The sequence below is a fragment of the Mesorhizobium sp. AR07 genome (genome assembly GCF_024746815.1).
Classification (GTDB): domain Bacteria; phylum Pseudomonadota; class Alphaproteobacteria; order Rhizobiales; family Rhizobiaceae; genus Mesorhizobium.
The window spans coordinates 6,481,903-6,505,646 of sequence record NZ_CP080525.1 but is presented as its reverse complement, the minus strand read 5'-3'; the positions used below and the strand labels follow the sequence as shown (position 1 = coordinate 6,505,646).

At 57.1% G+C, this 23,744-nt stretch carries 18 protein-coding genes and 1 pseudogene; 8 read left to right on the top strand and 11 right to left on the bottom strand.

Annotated elements, in window-relative coordinates; all coding sequences use genetic code 11:
• Positions 1-7: 7 nt before the first annotated feature.
• A complete protein-coding gene (cysN, locus tag BPNPMPFG_RS32025; protein ID WP_258592532.1) occupies positions 8-1,945 on the bottom strand; it encodes a sulfate adenylyltransferase subunit CysN in 1,938 nt (645 codons plus the stop codon).
• Between the two features lie 2 nt (positions 1,946-1,947).
• The gene (cysD, locus tag BPNPMPFG_RS32020; RefSeq protein ID WP_258592531.1) at positions 1,948-2,853 is read right to left on the bottom strand and encodes a sulfate adenylyltransferase subunit CysD; all 906 of its coding nucleotides are present in this window, start codon (positions 2,851-2,853) and stop codon (positions 1,948-1,950) included.
• A gap of 476 nt (positions 2,854-3,329) precedes the next feature.
• Here cysD and BPNPMPFG_RS32015 point away from each other — a divergent pair, with 476 nt between their 5' ends.
• Positions 3,330-4,685, top strand: a complete 1,356-nt coding sequence (locus BPNPMPFG_RS32015; RefSeq protein ID WP_258592530.1) for an O-antigen ligase family protein — start codon at positions 3,330-3,332, stop codon at positions 4,683-4,685.
• Positions 4,682-5,656 (top strand): NAD-dependent epimerase/dehydratase family protein, encoded by a 975-nt coding sequence (locus BPNPMPFG_RS32010; RefSeq protein WP_258592529.1) that lies wholly within the window; start codon positions 4,682-4,684, stop codon positions 5,654-5,656. The genes BPNPMPFG_RS32015 and BPNPMPFG_RS32010 overlap by 4 nt, the downstream gene beginning before the upstream one ends.
• Before the next feature lie 20 nt (positions 5,657-5,676).
• Here the strand turns inward: BPNPMPFG_RS32010 and BPNPMPFG_RS32005 are convergent, their stop codons facing one another.
• The 3 genes from BPNPMPFG_RS32005 to BPNPMPFG_RS31995 form a co-directional block, all read right to left on the bottom strand.
• Entirely contained in the window at positions 5,677-6,216 is a 540-nt protein-coding gene (locus BPNPMPFG_RS32005; protein WP_258592528.1) for a sugar transferase, read from the bottom strand.
• 115 nt (positions 6,217-6,331) lie between these two features.
• Positions 6,332-7,264, bottom strand: a complete 933-nt coding sequence (locus BPNPMPFG_RS32000; RefSeq protein ID WP_258592527.1) for a glycosyltransferase family 2 protein — start codon at positions 7,262-7,264, stop codon at positions 6,332-6,334.
• 78 nt (positions 7,265-7,342) lie between these two features.
• Entirely contained in the window at positions 7,343-9,331 is a 1,989-nt protein-coding gene (locus tag BPNPMPFG_RS31995; RefSeq protein ID WP_258592526.1) for a nucleoside-diphosphate sugar epimerase/dehydratase, read from the bottom strand.
• 416 nt (positions 9,332-9,747) lie between these two features.
• Between BPNPMPFG_RS31995 and BPNPMPFG_RS31990 the strand changes: the two genes are divergently transcribed.
• Together BPNPMPFG_RS31990 and BPNPMPFG_RS31985 are read left to right on the top strand one after the other, a co-directional pair.
• Complete coding sequence (locus BPNPMPFG_RS31990; RefSeq protein WP_258592525.1) at positions 9,748-10,539, top strand: ABC transporter permease; 792 nt, start codon at positions 9,748-9,750, stop codon at positions 10,537-10,539.
• 134 nt (positions 10,540-10,673) lie between these two features.
• Positions 10,674-11,258 carry an ABC transporter ATP-binding protein gene (locus tag BPNPMPFG_RS31985; RefSeq protein WP_258592524.1) on the top strand — a complete coding sequence of 195 codons (585 nt, stop codon included), beginning with the start codon at positions 10,674-10,676 and terminating at the stop codon, positions 11,256-11,258.
• Positions 11,259-11,377: 119 nt separating this feature from the next.
• Here BPNPMPFG_RS31985 and BPNPMPFG_RS31980 read toward each other — a convergent pair whose 3' ends face one another.
• A complete protein-coding gene (locus BPNPMPFG_RS31980) occupies positions 11,378-12,076 on the bottom strand; it encodes a class I SAM-dependent methyltransferase (protein ID WP_258592523.1) in 699 nt (232 codons plus the stop codon).
• A 493-nt stretch (positions 12,077-12,569) separates the two neighbouring features.
• Here BPNPMPFG_RS31980 and BPNPMPFG_RS31975 point away from each other — a divergent pair, with 493 nt between their 5' ends.
• From BPNPMPFG_RS31975 to BPNPMPFG_RS31965, 3 genes and pseudogenes are all read left to right on the top strand, one after another.
• On the top strand, positions 12,570-12,740 hold the full coding sequence (locus tag BPNPMPFG_RS31975) for a hypothetical protein (protein WP_258592522.1): 171 nt from the start codon (positions 12,570-12,572) through the stop codon (positions 12,738-12,740).
• An 82-nt stretch (positions 12,741-12,822) separates the two neighbouring features.
• Complete coding sequence (gene tnpB, locus BPNPMPFG_RS31970; RefSeq protein ID WP_258592521.1) at positions 12,823-13,092, top strand: IS66 family insertion sequence element accessory protein TnpB; 270 nt, start codon at positions 12,823-12,825, stop codon at positions 13,090-13,092.
• A 69-nt stretch (positions 13,093-13,161) separates the two neighbouring features.
• Positions 13,162-13,431: pseudogene (locus tag BPNPMPFG_RS31965) on the top strand (transposase domain-containing protein); the annotation flags it as partial.
• Between the two features lie 94 nt (positions 13,432-13,525).
• On the opposite strand, the gene BPNPMPFG_RS31960 reads toward BPNPMPFG_RS31965, so the two are convergent.
• Positions 13,526-14,251: a class I SAM-dependent methyltransferase gene (locus tag BPNPMPFG_RS31960; RefSeq protein ID WP_258592520.1), complete on the bottom strand. Its 726-nt coding sequence runs from the start codon at positions 14,249-14,251 to the stop codon at positions 13,526-13,528.
• A gap of 217 nt (positions 14,252-14,468) precedes the next feature.
• Here BPNPMPFG_RS31960 and BPNPMPFG_RS31955 point away from each other — a divergent pair, with 217 nt between their 5' ends.
• Complete coding sequence (locus tag BPNPMPFG_RS31955; protein ID WP_258592519.1) at positions 14,469-15,092, top strand: class I SAM-dependent methyltransferase; 624 nt, start codon at positions 14,469-14,471, stop codon at positions 15,090-15,092.
• A gap of 116 nt (positions 15,093-15,208) precedes the next feature.
• Here the strand turns inward: BPNPMPFG_RS31955 and BPNPMPFG_RS31950 are convergent, their stop codons facing one another.
• From BPNPMPFG_RS31950 to BPNPMPFG_RS31935, 4 genes are all read right to left on the bottom strand, one after another.
• On the bottom strand, positions 15,209-16,192 hold the full coding sequence (locus BPNPMPFG_RS31950) for an NAD-dependent epimerase/dehydratase family protein (protein ID WP_258592518.1): 984 nt from the start codon (positions 16,190-16,192) through the stop codon (positions 15,209-15,211).
• Entirely contained in the window at positions 16,189-18,435 is a 2,247-nt protein-coding gene (locus tag BPNPMPFG_RS31945) for a glycosyltransferase (protein ID WP_258592517.1), read from the bottom strand. The genes BPNPMPFG_RS31950 and BPNPMPFG_RS31945 overlap by 4 nt, the downstream gene beginning before the upstream one ends.
• A 73-nt stretch (positions 18,436-18,508) precedes the next feature.
• Entirely contained in the window at positions 18,509-19,579 is a 1,071-nt protein-coding gene (locus BPNPMPFG_RS31940) for a glycosyltransferase family 4 protein (RefSeq protein ID WP_258592516.1), read from the bottom strand.
• Positions 19,569-23,633 (bottom strand): glycoside hydrolase family 99-like domain-containing protein, encoded by a 4,065-nt coding sequence (locus tag BPNPMPFG_RS31935; RefSeq protein WP_258592515.1) that lies wholly within the window; start codon positions 23,631-23,633, stop codon positions 19,569-19,571. Before BPNPMPFG_RS31935 ends, BPNPMPFG_RS31940 begins: the two co-directional genes overlap by 11 nt.
• Between the last annotated feature and the right edge of the window lie 111 nt (positions 23,634-23,744).

Sequence of the window (23,744 nt, the reverse complement as noted above, 5' to 3'; positions counted from 1 at the left end):
CCTGTCGTCAGATGCCGCCGCCGTTGTCGTATTGGTCTTCGGCAATGTCGCGCTCGTTCAGCCAGTGTTCCAGGGCGTCTACCATCTCCTCGGCCGATTTGCCGAGCGTCTTCAGATGGATTTCGGGTTTCTCCGGCGCTTCGTAAGGCGAATCGACGCCGGTGAAATTCTTGATCTCGCCATTCAGCGCCCGGGCATAGAGGCCCTTCGGGTCACGCCTGGCGCATTCCTCGAAGGGGGTATCGACAAACACCTCGATGAATTCGCCGTCGGCCATCAATTCGCGCGCCATGCGCCGCTCGGCGCTGAACGGCGAAATGAACGAAACAATGACGATCAGTCCGGCATCGGCCATCAAGCGCGCCACTTCGGCGACGCGCCGGATGTTCTCGACGCGATCGGCGTCGGTGAAACCCAGATCGCGGTTGAGACCGTGACGGACGTTGTCGCCGTCCAGGATATAAGTATGCCGGCCGGTGGCGAAAAGTTTCTTTTCGAACAGGTTGGCGATGGTCGACTTGCCGGAGCCCGACAGCCCGGTGAACCAGAATACGGCGGGCCGCTGGTTCTTCATGTCGGCGCGGACGCGCTTGCCGACATCGAGCGATTGCCAATGGATGTTTTCGGCCCGGCGCAGCGAATGCAGGATCATGCCGGCGCCGACCGTGGCGTTGCTGATGCGGTCAATCAGGATGAAGGCGCCGGTGGTGCGGTTTTCGGCGAAGGGATCGAAGGCGATCGGCGTCCGGGTTGAGATGTTGCAGATGCCGACTTCGTTCATTTCGAGCGACTTGGCCGCCTCATGGGCGAAGTCGTTAACGTTGATCCGGTATTTCAGGTCGGTGATGGTGGCGCTGCTCTGATCGGTCTCGGTGCGCAGGATATAGGAACGGCCGGGCAGCAGCGCGTGCTCGTCGAACCAGACGATGTTGGCGGCGAACTGGTCGGCGACCTGCGGCCGTGCGGCCGGCGAAACCAGCATGTTGCCGCGTGATATCTCGACCTCGTCGTCAAGGACGAGCGTGACAGCCTGGCCGGCCGCAGCTTGGGCCAGGTCGCCGCCATGGAAGACGATCCGCTTGACGCGCGAGGATTTGCCGGACTTGGCTACAACCACCTCGTCGCCGGGCGCCACCGAACCGGACGCGATCGTGCCGGCAAAGCCGCGAAAATCGAGATTGGGGCGATTGACATACTGGACCGGGAAACGGAACGGCAGTTCGACCACTGCTTCGTCGACCGACACGGTTTCAAGATGCTCGATCAGCGTCGGGCCGGAATACCAATCCATGCTTTCCGAGCGGCTGGTGACGTTGTCGCCGTAGCGGGCGGACATCGGGATCGGCACGATGGTCTGGAAGCCGAGATCGCGCGAGAATTGCCGGTAGGACTCGGTGATGCGTTCGAAGACCGCCTGGTCGAACCCGACGAGATCGATCTTGTTGACGGCCAGCACTACGTGCCGGATGCCGAGCAGCGAGGCGATGATCGAATGGCGTCTGGTCTGCGGCAATACCCCTTGCCGGGCGTCGATCAGCACGATGGCCAGGTCAGCGGTCGAGGCGCCGGTGGCCATGTTGCGGGTGTATTGTTCGTGGCCGGGCGTGTCGGCGACGATGAACTTGCGCTTCGGCGTGGCGAAGAAGCGGTAAGCGACGTCGATGGTGATGCCTTGCTCGCGCTCGGCCTCCAGGCCGTCGACCAGCAAAGCGAAATCGATGTCGTCGCCGGTCGTGCCGTGTTTGCGCGAATCGCGTTCGAGCGCGGCGAGCTGATCCTCGAAAATCTGCTTGGTGTCAGACAGCAGGCGCCCGATCAGCGTCGACTTGCCATCATCGACCGAACCGCAGGTCAGGAAGCGCAGCAGCGACTTCTTCTCCTGCGCCGCCAGATAATCGCGGACGCCGTCGGTGGGCGCGAGGCTCTTTGCCATGATGTGGCGCATGGTCAAAAGTACCCCTCGCGCTTCTTCTTTTCCATCGAGCCGGCTTCATCGCGGTCGATCAGGCGACCTTGCCGTTCGGAGGTGCGCGCGGTCAGCATTTCGCCGACGATGGCTTCCAGCGTGTCGGCATCCGATTCAATGGCGCCGGTCAGCGGATAGCAGCCCAGCGTGCGAAACCGCACAAGCCGATCTTCCACGACCTCACCCGGGCGCAGTTTCATGCGCTCGTCATCCCGCAGGATCAGCATGCCGTCGCGCTCGACCACCGGCCGCTGCTTGGCGAAATAGAGCGGCACGATTGGAATGTTCTCCTGAAGAATGTACTGCCAGATGTCGAGTTCGGTCCAATTCGACAGCGGAAAGACGCGGATCGATTCACCCGACGCGATGCGGGTGTTGAATATCTTCCACATCTCGGGGCGCTGGTTCTTGGGATCCCACACATGCTGAGCGTTGCGGAAGGAGAAAATGCGTTCCTTGGCGCGTGATTTCTCCTCGTCCCGACGGGCACCGCCAAAGGCGGCGTCGAAACCGTATTTGTCGAGCGCCTGGCGCAGTGCCACGGTCTTCATCACGTGGGTGTGGGTGTTCGAACCATGATCGAACGGATTGATGTTGTCGCGCACGCCGTCTTCGTTGACATGGACCAGCAGATCGAAGCCGAGTTTCTGCGCCATCTGGTCGCGAAAGGCGATCATCTCGCGGAATTTCCACGTCGTGTCGACGTGAAGAAAGGGGAACGGCGGCTTGGCCGGATAAAACGCCTTCATCGCCAGATGCAGCAGCACGGACGAATCCTTGCCGACCGAATAAAGCATGACCGGCTTGGCGAAGGCGGCCGCAACTTCGCGGAAGATATGGATGGACTCGGCTTCAAGCCGCTGAAGATGCGTAAGCGCTGTTGTCATGGACTTTGGGCGTTCTCTCGTGCCTTCCGACAGAAGACCAGATCATCGAGCCTTTTGGGCCCGATTCAAGCCTTGCTTCTGGACAATCTCTTTCGTGTCGGCCTTCTAGCAGATCGCCATTGTCGAGAACAATGCAAGACTGGCCCGGCGGCGCACGGTTCGGGAATGAATTTTCCATGTGCGCTGCAAAATGCGCAAATTCCTGCTCACATGGCGAGCCGACAAGAAAAGTCGGGAAAAATATGCCCAGATTAACACATAAATTGCCATCCGCATGCCTTCGCCAGGCGGCCGCCGGTGGCCGTCGATTTCTGATGGCAACCCCGCCTGGCCGCACTATCGAAAAAAGACCTCAGCCGCTATACCGGCCGTTGAAGACGAGCACGACGCAGAATGGAACACGTGCTATTTCGACGCGGTCACATCCGTTTCCGCCAGTGACACCTATCGCTCCCATAGAATTGTGACCTAGAGCATTGAACCGGTTTTCATCCCTGAGACAGCAGTTCACACCCTCGCGGGCGAATATCTACTTCTCCATCCTCTGCTTCTTTTTTCCACCGGTTCTGGGATCGCTGGTCAGTTTTGTTTTCAATGGCGGCGGCCTTTGGTCCGCCGTGCTGATTGCCAAGGGGAAAAGGCGCTTCAACGCCGACCGGCCCATGATCTGGCTGACGGCCGCGATCTATGCCTACTGCGCGGCCAATCTCGTGGCTTCCATCGTCAACAACTCGTTCATCAGAGATGCGCCACACCTTATCCCACTCGTCACCTTCCTGCTTTTCCCGATCTCCTATTCCACCTGGAGCATCACGCAGAAAAGCACGCTTGCCCGCATCATCGTGCTCAGCAGCATAGCGGCCTGTTTTGTCGCACTGATGCTGGCGATCTTTCAGCAATATTGGCTGGGGATGAGAGCCAAGGGCGGGGCCGGCAATGCGATCGTGTTCGCGGAGGTCCTCTGCCTTGCCGTGGTGGTCAGTGTAGCCGGCGCCTTGTCAGGCATAGAGCGAGCCCGCAGCCCCCTCTTCTACGCCGCATTGGCCGGTACGATCGCCATCATCTATTCCGGTTCGCGTATTGTCTGGCTGGCGCTGCTGATTGCCGGCATCGCTGTTCTGCTGATCAACCAACGGAGGCTCAGAGGCAGGAATGCCGTTCGCCTGCTGTGGCTGCTGGTGGCAGTCGGCATCGTGATCGCTGCTTTCGGCTTCCAGGCGATATCCGGGCGCGTCGACTTCCTGCACTCCGACTGGGATGCGCTTGGGACTCACGGCAACTACGACAACTCGTTGGGATTTCGTGTCGCACTCTGGGAGATCGGCCTCAGGGCATTCGATGACATGCCAGTGTTCGGGCATGGTGTGGGTGCGACCCAGCTTCTGATCAAGCAGGGCTTCCATGATCAGTTCGCAATGGACGCGGGCTTCAACCATTTCCACAACGGCTTCCTGACCGCCTTGGTGCAAGCCGGAATTCTGGGCGCCGTGACGCTGGCGGCAATCTTTGTCGTTGCGGCCGGAAATGCCGCCCGGGTCTTGCGAAACAGCAACGATCCGGTCGAGCGGTTTGGCGCCACCATGATCGTCATCGTGGTGATCACCTATCTCACGGCCGGAATGACCGGCATCCTGATCGGCCATGACATTCTGGACTCGGTCCTGATGGTCTTCCTGGTGTGTGGAACATATCTTGCTTCTGGACGTCAGGTTCCGTTGACGGGAGAGCAAGCACCTCCATCAGCGATGGAAAAGCAAGCACTTCCATCAGTGATGGAAGTGCAGGCACTTCGACCAGCCCGCCCAATAACAGTTGTGGGGCAAGGCAAATGAAAGTCTTGGTGACAGGCGCGACGGGTTTCATCGGGCGTCATGTCGTGCACCAGCTTCGCGAGGCCGGTGCCGAGCTTCGCCTCGCCTCCCGTCACCCGGAGCGGCTTGGTTCGGGAAACGAGGCTGTGCGGATGCCCGGTTTCGACGCGCCGGCCACGGCCTTCCTGGACCTCACCAGGGATGTGACCCATGTCGTCCATTGTGCCGGCCTCAACAACGATCGGGGCGACGCCACCGAAGCCGATTATCGGGCGGCCAATGTGGAGTTGAGCGCGCGGCTGGCGCTTGCAGCGGCCACGCAGGCAAGCGGACGTTTCATCCATCTCTCCTCGATCCGGGCCGTGATCGGCGCGCGCGTCAGCGCAACGATCGACGAGAACACGCGTCCTGCCCCGCAATGCATTTATGGGCGCTCAAAGCTCGAAGGCGAGATCAAGGTTCTGGATGCTTATGCATCGCACGGCCGTTCCGATGCCGCCGTACTGCGCCTGCCTCCGGTCTATGGACGCGGCATGAAGGGAAACCTGGCGACCCTGATGCGCCTGGCCGATACGGCACTGCCACTGCCAACGGGCGCCCTGAGCGGAATCCGCTCGCTGATGTCCGCCGGGGCCGCCGCGCGAGCGGTGTCGCACCTGTTGAGCCATTCGGGGCCACTTCGCCCGATCTATGTTGGCGCCGATGTGCCGCCGGTCGCCGTCGCGGCCATCCTCGCCGCGTTTCGCAGGGGTTTCGGACGGCCGATGCGCCTGATCGCCGTACCGGCCGGCCTGATGCGGCCGGCCGCGGCCGTGTTGGGCAGGCGGGCGTTTTGGGACAGCATGACCGCGACACAGATATGCGACCCTTCCCTGCTGATATCGCAGGGGTGGGCACCTGAAACCGCCACGCTGGAGCGGCTGGCCGAGCTGGCGCGGCTCCGCGAACCTAAAGCGCATCGCGTTGAAACGGATTCGGGCGACGCGCTTTAAAGTCTGGGATCTTGGCCTGCTCAGCTTCGATAGAGCGTTCCAAACAGGATCCGAAGGTCGAGCCAGAAGGATGCCGTCCTGAGATAGGCGGCATCCGTTTCGGCCAAAAGCTCCGGGTTCGACATGTCGATGCCCCTGATCTGAGCCAGGCCGGTTATGCCCGGAAGTGCCGCCAAGACCCCCAGCCGCCTGCGACACTCGATCAATTCCGCTTGAGTGGGCAGACAAGGGCGCGGCCCGACCAGGCTCATCTCGCCCTTCAGGACGTTCCAGAACTGCGGCAGCTCATCGAGCTTGAACTTCCGCAGCACCTTGCCAACCGATGTCACGGAACTCGCCGGCGCCTCATGCGTGGGTAATGACGGTGTTCCCTGATACATCGTACGCAACTTGTGACAGCGAAAAAGCAGGCCGTCGCGGCCGACCCGCGTTTGCGAAAAAATAGCCGGACCGGGCGACGATGCCCGAACGGCAAGGAAGGCGAGCATCAGAACAGGCGATGTGACCACCAGCAGCAGAGCCGCGCCGGCAAAGTCGAAGATTTGCTTGGCTATCTTCATGAACGGCCGATAGTGCTCCCTGCCAAAGCTCCCGCGGCAACGCCGCGGACGAAGCCGTCATTCCGGTAGCATGAGGCCGTCCCTTGACCAAGCGCGCCATGCAGCCGTTCGATGCTCAGATGCGTCCCAGCGTGAATGCCAGATAGAGCCCCAGGGTCCCGGGAAGGGTCTGCCGATAGACGCCGCTTTTGCGCAAGGCACCCAAACGCTGGAAAAGATTGCCCCGTCGTCCGTTTGTGAACAGGTCGAGGCATGCCGCCGCATCTGATGTGAGCAGGTCTCGATTGACGGCGAGGCCGTCAAGATTGAGATCGGTCCAGTCGGCAAAATCGCCCTTGAACAAACGGCCAAGCCGGGAAAACCTTGCCCTCCACGACGCGTTGGCGCCAACCAGGTTTGCCGCATGCTGCCGGTAGCGCACCAGCGGCCGCGGATCGTAGTGGACGACGCCGCCGGTGGCGGTCACGATGAGATAGGCCCACCAGTCGTGGCTGACGAACCCGCTCCGCGCGGAAGCCCTGGCCAGCAGATCGCGTGCGGCGGCGTTGAGCAGGATGGTGTTGCCGCCGGCGATGCTTTGCACAAGCGCATTGCGAAAGGATGGCGGCCGGCGAAACAGCGGCGAATGGCCGACAAGGCTTCCGGCTTCGGTCATAGTCGCGGTTCGCGAGCAAAACATCAGCGGGGTTTTTGCATCATGAGCCTGCATCCAGCCAATGGCGCTTTCCAGCCTGTCAGACTCCCAGATATCGTCCTGATCGCAGAAGGCATAGCAGTCCGCATCGATGCGCCGATCAACGATCATCGACCGGAAATTGGCAGCGAACCCTTGCCGCGGCCCCTCCACCAGGGTCATTCGACCCTTGGGCCAGCGGGATTTCCATGTCTCGATAATGGCGATCGTGCCATCGACGGAGCCATCGTCCGAGATCCACAGGTCGACCAGAGGGTGCGACTGTACGAGCAGGGATTGCAGCTGCTCATCGATGAAGGCGGCGCCGTCTCTCGTGCCCATCAGGACTGCAATGCGCGGATCTTCTTTGCTCACGAGCTTCAAATACCCTGCAAAAGCCTGGGAATGGCTTGAATTGTCCGATCCACGATCAAGATCGCCTTCTGAATTTGGTTAGGTCGCCTGCCTGGCCGTTTTCGGGATCGCGTCCTGATGAATGCTCCCCCTGGCCTTCTTGGCGCGGTCGAGGCCTGCCAGCACGGCGAGCGCGGCAGTCTTGTCCTGGTTCTTCACCGCCTGCTGCAGCGCCGTGAGCGCGGCCTGAACATCCGACCATTCCACGACATCCGTGCTCAGGCCAAAGATCTTCGAAATGCCGAGTTCGACGACTTCCTCATCCTCGCCGTGCAACGTTTCGTGGAGTTTCTCGCCCGGCCTTATACCGGTGAACCGGATAGGAATGTCCGTGTGTGGGATCTTGCCGGACAGGCGGATCATCGTTTCGGCCACTTGAAGGATCGGCACCGGCTTGCCCATGTCGAGCATATAGACGGCATGATCTTGCCCGCTTTGTCGCGATGAGGCATCGGCCGCCGACATGATGACGAGATCGACGGCTTCGGCCACTGTCATGAAATAGCGTGTCATGCGCTGGTCCGTGATGGTGACAGGCCCCCCGGCTTCGATCTGCGCCTGGAATATGGTCGCCACCGAACCGTTGCTGCCAAAGACATTGCCGAACCGGACGGCGACGAACTTGGTAACCGATCGACGCGCGCCCGGCTCGCTCGCGGGCGTCCCATGCAAGGCGCTGACGATCTGTTCGGCGGCCCGCTTTGTCACGCCAAGCACCGATGACGGATCCACCGCCTTGTCGCTCGATATCAGGACAAACTGCGCGACCCCGCATTTGGCGGCGACCTCGGCACAGACAAGCGTTCCGAAAATATTGGTCTGGATGGCCGAATCCCAGTTTTCCTCGAGCAGTGGAACGTGCTTGAGCGCGGCGGCATGAAAGACGATGTCCGGCCCGAATTCCGTGACGACACGCGTTATCTGGCGCCGGTCCGCGACATCGACGATGCGGACCTTGAGACGGTCATGGTCCTTCTCGTCAATGTATTGGCTCAACTGGAAAATGCCGAACTCGGAGTTGTCGGCGACCAGCACCGCCACTGCCCCCAGTTCCAGCGAACGTTTGACCAGCGTTCGGCCGATCGATCCCGCGCCACCCGTCACCAGAACACGCTTGCCGCCGACAAAGGCACCGATACGCTCGAGATCGGACGGGACTGTCGGGCGGCGCAGGATCGTTTCCATCTCGACGGCGTCGAGAACCAGCTTTCCCTGCCGCTCCAATTCCGAAAGACCGGAGAACTGCACGACCGTTATGTCGCCGTGCCTGGCGACGCGGACGAGTTCCGAATACTCCTCGATCTCGTGCTCGGCGCCACTGCCGAAAATCAGCAAGTCCAGGCTTTTGGTGCCGGTCGTATAGTCTTCCAGGACGTCGATCAGCCGCGACGCCGTCGCCACCACGGGGACACCTTGTATCCGCGTGCCCAATGGTACGCCACGCTCGGTGGCCATGATCCCGGCGATCGAATAGTCCGCAGGCTCCGCCGTGCGCGTGAAGCGAATGATCAGGTCGGCTTCGCCGAGCCGGCCAACGAACAACGCGCGCTTGGCCAGTGTCCTGTTGGCCTTGTTGCTTAGAATGCCCCAACTCGCACCGTCACGCAGGAAGCGGTAGAACAGCCGGGGCGCCGATATGATCGTGAAGGAGACGAGGAAGAAGACGATGAACTGACGCTCGTTGAGCCCCTGCACAGGCTGGAAAGAACGAACCAGCATCGAAGCGGCATACAGAGCGACCGTCAAAATCGCGCAACTCTTCAGGATATTGAAAAAGTCGGGCGTCGAGGCGAAGCGCCAGACGGTCTTGTAGAGACCACAATATCTGAACAGGAAATGGCTGATGACAACAATGCCCGCCCAGGTTGCCAAACCCTGGTTGGAGAGCGGGTCGAACGAAAGATTCGAACGCGAAAGCACAAGGCTGAGCGCCACCGCTACCAGGACCATGACCACGTCCTGGACCATGATCAAGGCGCGCCGTGTTTCCGGCCTGAGTCCGAATACAGCTTCGAGGTAAGAATTCATTGGACGGCACTAGACTCCAGGCTCGCTGACGTGGATATCACCAAAGTGCGAACACAAAGATACTTCGTGGCCGATCACCTTTTCAAAGTGCCATCCCTGGCCCCCGCCCTGTATCGCATACTGCGGGCTTGAGGTCATAGCCAGATGTTTTTTCCAAACGGCGGTTAGTTAAGCCGCCGCTTATGTTTACCGCTAATTCGTGAATGATGCCAGTTCCTTAGGAACCGCCCCCTTGCAAGGGACAGGTCAGCAGGATACAGGGGCGGTATTCAACCCTGCCGTGAGAAGCTCCGTTTTCAACGCCATTGTGACGCAGTGTGTTGCCATATGATCATCACAATGACTGTGAACAGGTCTTTGACGGTTCATCAGAGCCGTCTGGACATGACGCACAAAACAAAGATGTGACACTCCTGATGATTGCGGCATTAAACGGCGCCCTTGACGACATCTCCAATGCCATGCGGCTGCACCGGGTCTGGGTTGCGCTTGCCCATGAGGACATCGGCGACCAGCACAGACGCACGACGCTTGGCCCGCTTTGGATGCTGGTCAATTATTTTGCTTTCGTCGGCACATTTGTCTTTGTTTTCGTGACCAAGGATGCCAGCAACCCAAGTTACATAGCCCATGTAGCCATCGGCATGCTGGTGTGGTTCTATCTCAGCGAAACCATCAGCATGAGCGTGTCGCTCTTCCAGCGCGAAGCGAGCTTCATTCAAGGCACGACGCTGCCGTTGTTCGTATATGTAATGCGATTGACGATGCAATGCATCATCCGGGCTGCTTATTCGATGGCGGGCTGCATTCTTATTCTCCTGCTGAGCGGTTACGGGATCAACATGAGTTGGCTGCTGTCGTTGCCGGGTCTGTTGCTCATAGTGCTGGCTACTCCTGCTTTCATCACGGTTTTCGCTTTCCTGGGTGCTTTCTTTCCCGATAGTGAGTTCATCGTAGGCAACATGATGCGGGTGGGCATGTTCCTGACACCGGTCTTTTGGGTCTATAGCGGGCAAGAGGGCATTCAAAAATATGCCTATCATTGGAACCCGTTCACCTATTTCCTGGAGGGCGTGCGCGAGCCAATCACGGCGGGCATATTTCCGATGCATGCCTTCATGGTGACAAGCTACATCTGTCTGGGCGCCTGGGCGCTTGCGTTGCTGCTGCTGGGCCTTTATCGCAAGCGCATCGTTTTCCTGATCTGAATTCCATGACCTCCATCAAACTGAACAATGTCAGCCTCGTTTATCGCCTGTTCGAAAAGTTGACGCTTTCGGCGCCTGGCCGGCGTCGAAGCGCTCTCGGCGGCAACATTGCGAGCTCCGGCACCAGGCAGGTCGTGCAGGCACTCGACGATGTCAGCTTCGAACTCAAGGCGGGCGACCGGTTGGGGCTTGTCGGCCCGAATGGCTCAGGCAAGACCACCCTGCTCAAAGTTCTCTACGGAATCTATCAGCCATCGGGCGGCATGATATCGATCGCGGGCAAGGTCGATGCCTTGTTCAACATCAGCATAGGGTTTCGTCCCGAGGCCACCGGGCGCAGAAACATCGTGCTGAGGGGGTTGATCAGCGGCTGGACGGCGGCCGAGATCGAAGAGAAGGTGGAAGAAATAATCGATTTTAGCGAACTGGGCGACTTCATCGACCTGCCGTTCAAGGCGTACAGCCAAGGTATGGCGGCACGTCTGGCATTTGCGGCAGCGACCGCGCTTGAGCCTGAAATTCTGCTGATGGATGAGTGGATCGGCGCCGGCGACGCGTCGTTCCAGGAAAAAGCCAAACGACGGATGGACGAACTGGCGGAAAAGGCCGGCATCATCGTCCTGGCCAGCCACGATGACAAGCTGATCCAGCGCGTATGCACCAAAAAACTAACACTTAGAAGTGGTCGCGTGGAGTCTTTCATTTCGCGACCGTTCTGAAACAATCCCATGCCATAGCCGGAAAACGCACAGACGACGCAGTCGATGCCGATGCTCGTCACGCTTCACCACAGCATATCTGGGACGAAGAGTAATCTCGTTGGTAGGGCAGAGTCGACCTACGTTTGACTTTCCCGCCTCTTGACCTGCGAAATCAGATTCCGAGAGCCGTAGGTCCCTGTCGTGTCGATCACTTGAAAGGTGCTCATCTCACCCTCCAGCGGCTTGAGGATGGCAAACTGGCTGAATGGCAGTATAATCAACGGAGCGTTTTGACTTTCAGCAAAGTACGCTGCGAATGGGCACACGAGAGACGGTTCAAACTCCTCGCTATGCTGCCAGATCGTCGGAGTATAGTCGTCACCACCGAGGATACCCCCCGGGCGAACTTTGGGGTATGCTTTAATCAGATCGATGGAAATTCCACGCAGCGTATGATCACCATCCACATAAGCGAAATCTAACGAACCATCTGGAATTTCGTCTATGACCTCCATCGTGGTTCCGCGCAAACTAACACACCGGTCGCCTCCGATCCGCGTTCGGTTCAATGCTTCTTCATAAACCAGCCGGAATGTTTCATCGGTTACATTCCATGGCTTATTCCACGTGTCCAGATTCCGCCAAGGGTCGATCAGATAAAACCGTTCAATCGCCGGGCAGGCCTTCAATAAGCTCTCGGCGAACTCGCCCCTCCAAACTCCAAGTTCTAGAAGCGTACGTGCATCGATTTTGTTGACGCACGACGCCCATATGTCGACGCGGCTGGAAAGGTGCGCGAGTTCAGATATAATCGCAACGTTCTTAGAAATGGTCATTCCCTGACCTGAGATACGGCAGCCTGGTTGTCAATCTTAAATTCTTGAGCGAATCAAGGCTGAAGAGCGTCGTAGAGATACACTTGATTTCCGCTTGGCTGGCCTTACCCGCCGACTGCTTGAACAAATGGACCAGCCGGTCAAATGTAAGCGGTGTTTCGGGACCACCTTTCGGGAGTGGTCGCGATCTGTGAGGTTGCCGGCTCTGCATTGCGATCGGAGATCGGCTTGTGTCTGGACTTGACTTACGCGTTTGACCCGGAGCGGCAACCCTCGACGTTTCGAGGCGATCAACGGTGCTGGCGATCGGTGTCAGTGGTCGATGGAATGACAGAGCGCGGATCATCGCGGAAACGCTGGAGCCGAACGCAATCATTTCCGAGGTGCCCGCCGGTGTGGCCTCAGGCCGTAGCAGATCTTCGCCTGGCGGCGCGAAGCGCGCAAACAGGCTGCTTCGGCGCAGCAGGATTCTCCTGCCTTCGAGCCGGCGGTTGTGGCGCCGGAATCTGTAGCCAGGCATCCATCGAAGCAGCGCAAACGGAAAGCCACCCGCGCCGCGGGCGTGATCGAGCTTGAGATCGAGAGCATCGCCATGCGCGTTGGCCCGGGTGCGGATGCGAAGACCGTGACCGCAGTGATCCGAGCGCTGAAGGTGACGACGTGATTGGGCCGACAGGTGCGGTCAAGGTCATGGTGGCGACAAGGCCAGTCGACTTCGGAAAGGAGCGGAGGGGCTAGCGGCGCTGGTGCGCGAGACGATGGGCGCCGATCTGTTCAGCGGCGCGGTTTACGTCTTCTGGGCGAAACAGACGGACCGGATCAAGCTGATCTTCTGGGATGGCACCGGCGTCTGCCTCTATGCCAAGCGTCTGGAGGACTGCGAGTTCCGCTGGCCGAAAGTACAGGACGGCGTGATGCGGCTGACGACCGTGCAACTGTCCGGGGTATTGGAAGGGCTGGACTGGCGGCGGGTCCACGAGGCGCACCGGACCCGCGTTCCAGCCCAGGCGGGCTGACCCGCGACGAAGTGAATCAGCCTGGATTCCGCTGTCGCGGGCTGTCTGCGAATATGGTCTGATCCGGTCATGGCGATGACGGCTGACCCGCCTCCCGACGATCCGGGCGCTCTGAAGGCGATGGTCCCGGCGCGCGACGTCGAGAACGCCATCTTATCCAGATCATCAAGGAATTGCAGCGCCACCGCTTCGGCCGAAGCTGAGACGCTCCCCGAGGATCAGCTACTGCTGGGGCTTGAGGAAGCCGAGCAGATCGAGGCGGCCGACAAGGAGGAGAACGAGCAGGCTGCCCCCACGGAACGTCTGGCAAAGACTGCCAAACGTCGGCCCAACTGTGGCACGCGGTTCCTTCGACGGCGCGGTTTCAGGCAAACTGTCCACGGTACCGAGTTACGCTAGCGGCGCCCACTCAATGCCGGCAGCGGTAGGTGGGTTAGAGGAGGTTCGTTTGACGTGACCGGCGCGCAGTCGTCTCGAACACTGGCCGGCTTGGCGCGCTACTGCGCCTAACCTTTATCATCTGACGAACGACTTCGATGCTATCGATCGCATCGGAATTGACCATGTCTTCCATAAGGTCGATCGCGAGATTTGCGAGCGAGTTTTGGTTAAACCAGCCATTCGATGGTTTTTGAAAATCCGGCTGAAAGCTCCAAGACCAGTCTTCGATGAAATAATAGCCGCCGGGCTTCACATGGGGGAATACGGCCATAAATGTGGCCTTGGAATATTCGTACCAATGCGACGCGTCGTCGACGACGAAGTCGACCTGGCCATCGAAATCCTGCCTGATGATTTTCTCGATCGCCTGCGCATTGTCCTGGGACGTGCCGTAGTAGATATTCACCCGATCGCCTGAGTTCCGGGCATACTTGTCGAGCGCCGGAATCGCCTGTTCCGATAATTCGATGGCGCAGAACTTCTTTGGGCGCAGAAGCTTGTCCAGAAAGACGACAGAGCCACCTTGATACACGCCGACCTCCAGGACCTTCTCGATCCCGGTGTTCACCATTTTGGTGTAGTGGTCGATAAAGTCGCGCCCCTTCATCATCGTAAAATCGCGATCAGAAGAAGCCCGCTTACTCCCCCCCGCAGCCCAGTCGAGCGTGAGCCGGTAGCCGTCGATTTCAAAAGAAGAATTGTTGATCCAGTTAATCACTGACTGTCCTCGGAAGAGCCGGCACCAGGCGATGGCGTATATATGCTCCTCAGTGTCACGTCGGGCAAGGGCTTTGGGGTTTTGCGAGCTGGCTCGCGAAAGTGCGGTCCATGGCAGTTCCTCTCGGTCGGGGTTTCGTGATATTCGAACGTTGTACCGCAGTGAAAAGGGATGACTCGTGACTGGATCACTTGAGAATACATTGTTCGACCCCGCCATGAACAAAGACTGGCACATGCAGCTCAGCGAGCGAGTTGCCTTGATGTATGTGCTGAGCCGGTTTCAGCCCGACATCAGCATTGAGATCGGCACTTTCCTCGGTGGTAGTTTGCGTCCAATTTCCGCCGCAAGCCGTCAGGTCTATTCATTTGACATTGATGACAGGTCTTTCCCTGGATTGCCGAATGTCGAGTTCGTCACCGGTAATTCATCTGTAACGCTTCTGCCTGTAATCGACCGCATAAATGCGTCCGACAGGGAGATCAATTTCATATTGATTGATGGCGACCATTCAGAAGACGGTGTAAAGGCCGACATTGCGACTTGCTTGCGGTATATCCCAAAGACGCGGCCCACCATCATTCTCTTGCACGATAGCTGCAACCCAGATGTCCGCAAAGGCATCATCGACGCCCCTTGGTCGGATAGCCCTTACCTGCACGAACTCGATCTGGATTTTGTCCCCGGCGTTCTTTTCGACCGACCCGACCTCAAAGGCCAGATATGGGGCGGTTTCGCTGCTGCGCTTATGACCCCGGAGAGGCGTACTGGTAACGTTAGCTTGCAGGCGCCATTCGAACCATCAAGATTGGCGATGTTGGAAAAATCAATCTATATCTGACGTTTCTGTTTTGCTCCCCCGCCCTATGCTCGCCGCCAGTGTCTTGCTTTCCCGCGTGCTGAGAAAAGATAGTTTGCTCAATGCGCGAAAAAACGCACTGCGGCAATTTGCCTATTTCAAGGACCATTAGTTTCTCTTTCATGATCCGATACCCAGATTGCGAATCTTTTGAGGCCCTCCTCGAAACTCACTTTCGGTGTCCAACCTAGAAATTGGCTTGCCTTCTCTATGCTTAGCACGCTAACGGGGACGTCAAAGGCACGGCCGGGCAGGTAGGTTCGATTTGCCGAGCGGCCAGTTGCTATTTCTATTGCGTCGAGCACTTGGTTCAAGCTATGCCCTTGGCCTGATCCGATATTAAAAACGCGCTTTCCGCCGGCGTCATCCATAGCGGCCAACAATGCGCTAATGACGTCCTCAATGTAAATATAGTCACGAACAACCGAACCATTCCCCCAGATCTCAACAGGTTCGCCACGCAAAACTTTTCCGAGGAATACTGCGACGGCGCCTTGGCTGTTATTAACGCGCTGCCCATCACCGAAGGGATTGGCTAATCGCAAAACTGTATAATCTAGACCATGGAGAAAATGGAACAGGTGTAGATACTTCTCTATCGCGAGTTTCGTAATTCCGTACGGGACTATGGGATCCGTAGGATGCGTCTCCAGAATCGGAGTTTGTTGAGGCACACCATAGACTGTGCCACCCGACGACACAAAAATGATCTTCTTAACTCCAGACTGAACTGCGCGGGTCAGAAGACGCACTGTGCCGACGACGTTACTTTCGATATCGAACATCGGATCGGCGTTCGACGATTTCGGTAAGGTGGTCGAAATCAAATGAAAGCAAATTTCACAATCTTGCAACGCCCGGGCGACGTCAGCGATGTTACTGAAGTCCCCCTCTAGAATTTCGAGATTAGGATGCACCGGACGCCTCTCATTAAGGAGGACTCCGCGTGGGCGATATAAGCAACGAACCGCGTATCCGCGCGAGAGTAGTGCTTCAACCAAGTGAGAGCCGATGAAACCACGTCCACCTAGGACGAGGCACCGTTTGAACGTGCCTGGTTCAACGTAGTCTGCTCGACTCACAAGGCTTCTCCAACAATTTCCGATTCATCGTGAAAGTTGCCACCGCTAGAACTACGCAAAATGTTGCGATAAATGTCTTCATATTCCAGCAACATGCGGGACATTTCAAATTTGACAGCAGCAACCGGAACACGATCTAAAATTTCCTTATAAACATGGTCATCATTGGCAAGCCGGCGCATTATTTCCCCCAGAGCAGGAACGTCAATCTGCCAATCGCTCAGTTCGAATACTTCGCCGGCAAGCCCTGCCGGGGAGTCGAGCATTGACCGAATTTCGCCCACATCGCTGGCGAGCACTGGCTTTCCAGACAACAGGCAGTCGATCAGCACCAGTGGAGCGCTTTCGCCCTTGAATCGGGACGGCAGCAAGCCAATGTCGGCTGCCGCAAAATAGTCCCTTATATTCGGGCGGAACCCGATGAACCGGACACACTCATTGTCGTATTGCGGGCGCAGCCGATCGGCTTCCGGCCCTTCCCCAATCAACAGGAGCCGGATTCGGCGCCCTGACTGCGCGTTGGCCCATATTGCCGCCCGAATTGCTTCTTCCCATCCTTTGTCTGGAATCGCCCGCGCAACACAGCAGAAGACGAAGTCCTCCGGCGATAGCGACAGTTCGGCGCGCGATATCGGCGAGATATGCTTCGCCGGTAGCGCATTGTCTATTCGATGGAAGCCTTTGTCTTGGCGAAACTCGGGGGAGAAGGCCTTTAAGTTTTTCTCCGCAGTATAGACAATCCGATCAATGCGCCGCTGCAATACTGGCATCAGGCTCTCCAACTGTTCAGATGTCATCATTTCATACATGCCATGCGTAGTGACGAGGTGCCGTATGGCGGGATAACCTAGGAGTAGTGTGGCCAAGGAGACGTCCACCCAGGCATGGTGCGAGTGCACTAATTCGATGCCCATATCCGAAAAGGCTGCAGCAGCGTGCTCCCACCGGTCCAGCTCGAGTATAGGGATGGTTGGCGACAGCATGCCACGAACACCCTGCTGAGTTGGTTGCTCGCGACAGTTGAACAGGGTTATCGGATAGCCCTTTTGCTTGAGCAGGTTGGCCAACATGATAGGAAAGGTTTCTCCGCCCCCCGCCGTAAAGGCGTAGACAGCCATAGCCAAATTGGGAAGCCTTTCGGTCCTCAGTCGCCACGCGCGATCTGGGCTATAAAGCCGCTGAAAATCGGTTGGCCGATCATCCCCTCGCTGGCTGCACCAATGGCGGTAGAGATGTCGCTCCTGCATATCGAGAACGTCGCGTTCTACGTGATAGAGAGTAGCAATGTGTCGCGCGACGATCTCATGCTCTGCATAGTAATTATCATCCTTCTGGGCATCCACGGACGTATTCTTTGAATGCTGCCGGTAATAATTTGTAGCGTGTGGACTATAAGCCACCAATCCGCCGCGTATGATGGAGATGTAAAATATCCAGTCGCCGCATAGGCGCAAACCGCGCCATTCTGGGTCGTTAAAGAGCGTCAGTTGACCAGGATGTCGGAACAAGGCGGAGCTGACATTGGGGACGATATTCTTGATTGCCCAGCCGCCCACGACCATGGCATGGGCTGACCGGATAAAGGGCTGCCCCCAAATATCTGGACCCAGATCGCGCAAATACTCCGATGTCGTCCAAATGGTCTCGGCGGGAACGCCGCGCACAAACTCACTGCGACTGAATGCCAGCATGACGCCTGGGTTCTGAAAACTGCGCACCAGTTCCTCTAGAAAACTTTCCGAACAATAGTCGTCGCTCTCGGCGATCCAGACCAGATCTCCCGCAGCCAGTTCGAGGCCTCTCTTCCATTGCTTGAATACACCGCCTGAATTTTTGCTATTGAACCGGCAGCGGGTTCTTTCGGGATAGCGGCTGGCAAACTCTCGCAGAATTGTGACGCTCTCATCGCTGGAGCAATCATCGAGCAAGATCACCTCGATATTTTGATAGGTCTGCTGATAGATCGTCTCCAGTCGCTCTCGTAAATACGGCGCATGGTTGTAGTTGGGGACGATAATCGACACAAGCGGCCGGAAATCCGGCGCGAGAGGATGCAATTTTCCATAGATGAGAGCGGGCGAAAACTGCTCATTGCCGTACCCCACCGACCTGCCAACCAGGATATGCGCGCGACGAACAATGCCGCCGAACCCCTCCCGCATGAAGACACCAACGACACGACGCACGGCAATGCGCCACGATCCGCGGTAAAAATCCAGTGCAGGCCGGACAGCTTCAAGCAAAGCTCTCACAACCAACAGGATCCGGCCTGGGATCTTTAGCCACTCAGTGATACGCCCCGTACTAGCTGTCATGTTAATCAAATTTCTCGCCGGTTCTGTCACCTAACCGACGATTGTTGCGGCCTGCTTCGAAAAGCCTGACATATTGAGACGCAACGACGTCGATCCTATATCGATTGGCGAGCTTCTCGACGCATGCTAACGCAGATCGGTATACCTCATGATCCGAAGCCAATCTGGCGATGGCCGCTGCCGCCTGATCTACCGGTACCTCCCAGTTATCGAGTTCGATAACGGACCCGGCAATCGAGTCCTCGATCGACAACATGTTTCTGATCTCCCCGACATCGGTCGCGATATAGGGTTTGCCAGCGAATAGGCAGTCAACGACTGTCAGAGGAAAGCTCTCGGATTTGAACTTGGTTAGCATAATGCCCGCATCCGAAGCGGCATAGTATCCAACGGAATTCTCGCTAAATCCGGCAAGGTACACAAAATCGGGCACACCGTTATGGCAATATTCGTCATACACACGGCCATTGCCGACGAGGATAAGCCGAATATCCTGCCCCGAGTTGGCGCGTGCTTTTTCCACTGCGGAGATCGCTTCAGCCCAGCCCTTGTCGGGAATCGCGCGGCTGACGCAGCAGAGTACGAAGGCCTCCGCTGGGATATTGAGTTGCGTACGATCTATTGGCGATATGGTCGGCGGCTGCATGCCGTTGGGTATCTTTATGAATTTGGTTGGATCGTTGTCGTAAAGCCCCAACTTGACGAAAGGCCCAAGATTCTTGTCGGCGGTATAGACCCAGGTAGTGACTTTCCGGTCCGCACTACTGAGTTGCTTTTCAGTGACCTCAAATGCTTCCCCATGTTCAATCATGCCATGCAGGGACGCGACGTGTGTGCGCAGTCCGTCAAACACGTTAGGAACCGTCATTGGATACTTCTGTATGTGCCATTGATGGGTATTCAGCGCTTCGATGCCAAAATCGTTGATGAGCACCCCGGCGTCTCCTACTTCGGAGGCTTCGACAAGCGGTACGTCATTTCGCAACATTCGGCGAACGCCGTCCTCACGTGGGTTCAGATTGGCACTGAGGAGAAGAACAGAATGGCCTTGGCGTTTGAACTCATTCGCCATTCTGATAGGCAATATTTACGGCCCCACCCGGAAAGAAGCCCATGGTGGAGACCATAATATTCGGCAGACGACTATCGCGCGCCTGCACAACTGTTCCGTAGTTGTACCAGCTTTCAAACTCATAAGCGCTCCGACCGACCATTGTCCAATAAACGGCCTCGTATCCATTGCGGCAGCGCTCTAAGACACTCCACGGCACGTCATACAAGGCCGCAACTGCACGACTCGCAAGGCCAACTTCGCGATAGAATCGCTCGCTTCTATAAGTAAGCTCGGCGGTGCTTCCCTGATATCGGCGGAAGAAGTTGACAGCTTTAGGTGTAAAGGCAATCTTTCCGCCGCGAATGAGATGCAGATAGAACACCCAATCTCCAGCGACACGCATGGATAGCCAAGTCTCGTCCGTCAACAATGGCATGCTTATCGGTCGCCTGAAGATCGCACCACTTGCATTGGGAATTGTATTCTTAATTCCCAGAACCGTTTTCACCTCATTGTGAGCTGTCTCCACGTATGGTCTACCCCACTTTTGCGGGGACTTTAGATCATCCAAGTAATTGTGGAAGTTATTGGCGAGAGGCGCTCCCGCTCTGTCAACAAAAATTGATTCGCCGTACGCCAGCATCACTGCTTCATCATCAAAGCAGCGCACTAGAACTTCGAGAAACTTCTCATCGCAGAAGTCGTCACTTTCAGCAATCCAGACCAAATTGCCGGTAGCCCACTTCAGACCCTTGGCCCACTGGTGAAAAGGTCCTCCGGAATTCTCGTTATTAAAAATCTTCCTCGTTATTTCAGGATTTTTCATGTAATACTCTTCCAAGATCGACTGGCTCTGGTCAGAAGAGCAATCATCCATCAGAATTACTTCTATGTTCCTGTAAGTCTGTTGATAGATGCTGTCGAGGCGACGGCGTAGAAATCGCTCATGATTATAATTTGGCACAATAACGGATACCTTGGGCATACGCAGCGCTGGCCCCAGCTTGACGAGCGCGCGCGCCGTTTCGTTCAGGCGCGCAAAGCCTCCTGCCTTATCAGGTTCAAGGACGCTACCTGAACTCCAATTATTCCAGGCATTCAAAAACAGCAGTCGCCGGTCGGCCGTGTGCGAAGCTCTTGTCATGTCGATGACGGCATCGAGCCAGCGGCGATAATCGCCGATGGAAAACCGCGTGTAGACCAGCGGGTGCTCTGAACCCTGGGGCGTGTCATCGTGCCCAGTAGTTACCGCATGGTAGATCGGAAAGGCGGCATCTCGATCTTGTTCAGCTCGAGCGACACCATGCGATGCGACCACGCTATACGGAACCGTGTTGGTCCCATTTTTGTCCACGGGCGAGAATGCGCCGCTCTCTTCCGGTCTTGGCACATTGAGCATGGCATCAAAGGAACTGGTCAACGTCATCTCGTCGTCGCAACCAGCTAACCGACCGATCACGAACGGGTTCGGCATGCCTTCGTCAACAACCAGTTGTCGCAGTTCAGCCAGACGCATGCCGAGGAGAGAATCAGCGTCTGCGGCTGTGGCCACTATGATGGGCCGGCCTTCGACAAGAATCTGCCGGCGATCTGAGAAAGCCGAAGCGAGCGTTTTCGCAAGTTGCGCCATCGGAACGTCCGGCGAGAACTCTAACTGGAGACAGAATCCAATCTCGATATCGTCGTGAGCCAGTATGTGCTCAATCGGAAGTGACCCCGTTCCGCAGTTGGCAATATCGAGATCAAAAACAAAGCCCTGGATGCCGTGATGCCTAGCCATTTGCGCATGACGCTTCAGCACGTGCCAATCAGCTGGGGCGTAATAACCAAGCTCGGTTCCAGGATACAAGGGATAGGCATGCCCTTTGAAGGCTGGCTGCCCTCCTCGCAAACCATCCCAAACTGGTGTCGAATAGAAAGCCAGCGGCTTAATATCGCTCTCGATTGCTCCGAACCAGATGTCGTCCTCGTAGCGGGTGGCCAAATCCGGCAAAGCATGCCTGTTCTCCGTCCATCCAGCCGTGACGTAGTGCCAGAAAGGATTCAGGCCCGAATTGCGAATATCGGGATAAGTAGCGAGATAAAATTGGGTGTCGAATTCGTCGGACGGATTCCTTCCCTCCTGCCAGCCGCGCTCGCAGTAATGCCTAATTGCCGCGTCGGGGGAGATCATCAGGTCGGCGTACATAGACATGTAAAAGGGCTCGTCAAACAGTCCTGACTCCTGGATGGCCTCGACCTCCGCGGCAAGTTGTTCACTCGACAGCGTCGTCCGGCACACAGGTAGCTGAGAGCCGTGGTCCGCTGCTACCGGTGTATTGTCAGGCTCAGTCTCGGCGACAGCGACCGGCGCTGGTGCCCGGCCCTCCCGTTTGCCGTACATGAGATAGTGAATGAGCGGGTTGACGCCTGCCCTCGCCACATCGGGGTTGTCGGACAGATATTGCGCTGTGTTGAACAGCGGTGATGGATTTCGGAGCTCTCTCCAACCGTGGATCAAATAGTGAGTTGCGAGATCGAGGTCGACATCCCGCAAGTCTGGATAAACGGATCGATAATAGTCCGCGTCGAACAGCGAGCTCCCCCCAATAATGCTGACAGGTGACTTGGAGACGCGTCCACGCATCGCAGAAAACAGATGTTTCCAATACCTCTTTGCGCGCCTTTGCCGAAGCACAAGAATCTCTCCGTCTCTTTTGATGGAGTCCCGCTGGCCAATAACGTCGTGCAGGCCAGCAATCTCACTGTCTCGCTGACCGACCGTTCGGCTGAGATCGGTGAGAAGATGATCCTTCTCGTCAACCGCCTCGCTCAGGCTGGCAACTTGCCGGGCGCGATCGGCAACGGTCTGATTGAGATCGGCAATCAGGTCATTCTTCTCGCAAACCGCCTCGCTCAGGTTGGCAACTTGCCGGGCGCGATCGGCAACGGTCTGATTGAGATCGGCAATCAGGTCATTCTTCTCGCCAACCGCCTCGCTCAGGCTGGCGATTTGGTGGTCACGATGGGCAACGGTCTGATTGAGGTCAGAGATTTCCGCCAGGCGTTCGTCAGCCGCTAAATTAAGCCCCGCAATTTGGCCGTTCAGCTCGCTAAGCGTCTGCTTGAGATCGACAATCTCTCCCTCGCGCGCAGCAAACGCCGTTCCAAGTGTGCTTATCCTGATGGCGCGCTGATTCAACTCCTGATGACGCCCTCGAATGAGGCCAATGGCCTGAAGGGCGACATCCAATTGCTCGGAGGAAAACGCCTTCCGTTGAGAGGGGGGTACTCGTTCATAACCGAAGATGTCGAAATCTGCGCTATATAGACTGGCAACCAGTTCAGCGCTTCGGGGTGTCAAAAAAGCGGGGAGGTAGGGAATAAGGCTCTCATTGGCCCGTCGAACGCCAAAGGGATCCGGAGCGTATTGGCCAATCCAGCTGACCAATGCTTTGCTTAACTCCGACGCCTGCTCGATCTTTGCAATCAGCGAATAATTGATCAGATCAGGACGCAGCAAATCTGCCTGGGGCATCCAATGATGATCCCAGTAAGACGGAGCTTCGTTGGCTGCGAGATGCTCAAGAAATGCCTCGAATGCCGGGGCAATATCGCGCTCGTCATTCACAGGATAGTGGAAGAACTCGGTGTTAGTATAGAACCGCGCTTGGCGCGGCTCCCGGAGCAAAAGCTTTGACTGCCAAGCAGAAAATAGCCGCTCGTAAGGATTTCGAACGACGGCGAACCGAAAGTAAGATTCCGAGGACAGCGCCTCTGACAAATTATCCAGCTTCAAACCAGTGACGTGCGGCGCCACCTTGTGGGACTCGTGGACAACGAGAGCGGGATCGCTCTCCTCGCTATCCGCAATGCTATGCAACGCTTGTGCATACCCCTCCAAAGACGCGAACCACCACTTGAGAGACGTGCAGGCGACTTTGGGCGTACTGACGTACAATATCTTGTACCGGTTCGACAGGTAGCTGTTCCATTGCAGATGATGAACCAGCGTATGCCCTTCGGCAGCCAAACGTTCGAGATGTTCTAGGCGCAATTTGTTGTTCTTGCCCTTGTCATTCTGCGGACACATCACAGGTCACCGACCATGTATGCGCTGCACTTTTCAGCCCAGATTACGACCGTTTTCAAATCATCAAGGTGATGGTCCCGAGGATCTGAATTTCTGAGGAATTCGTGGACG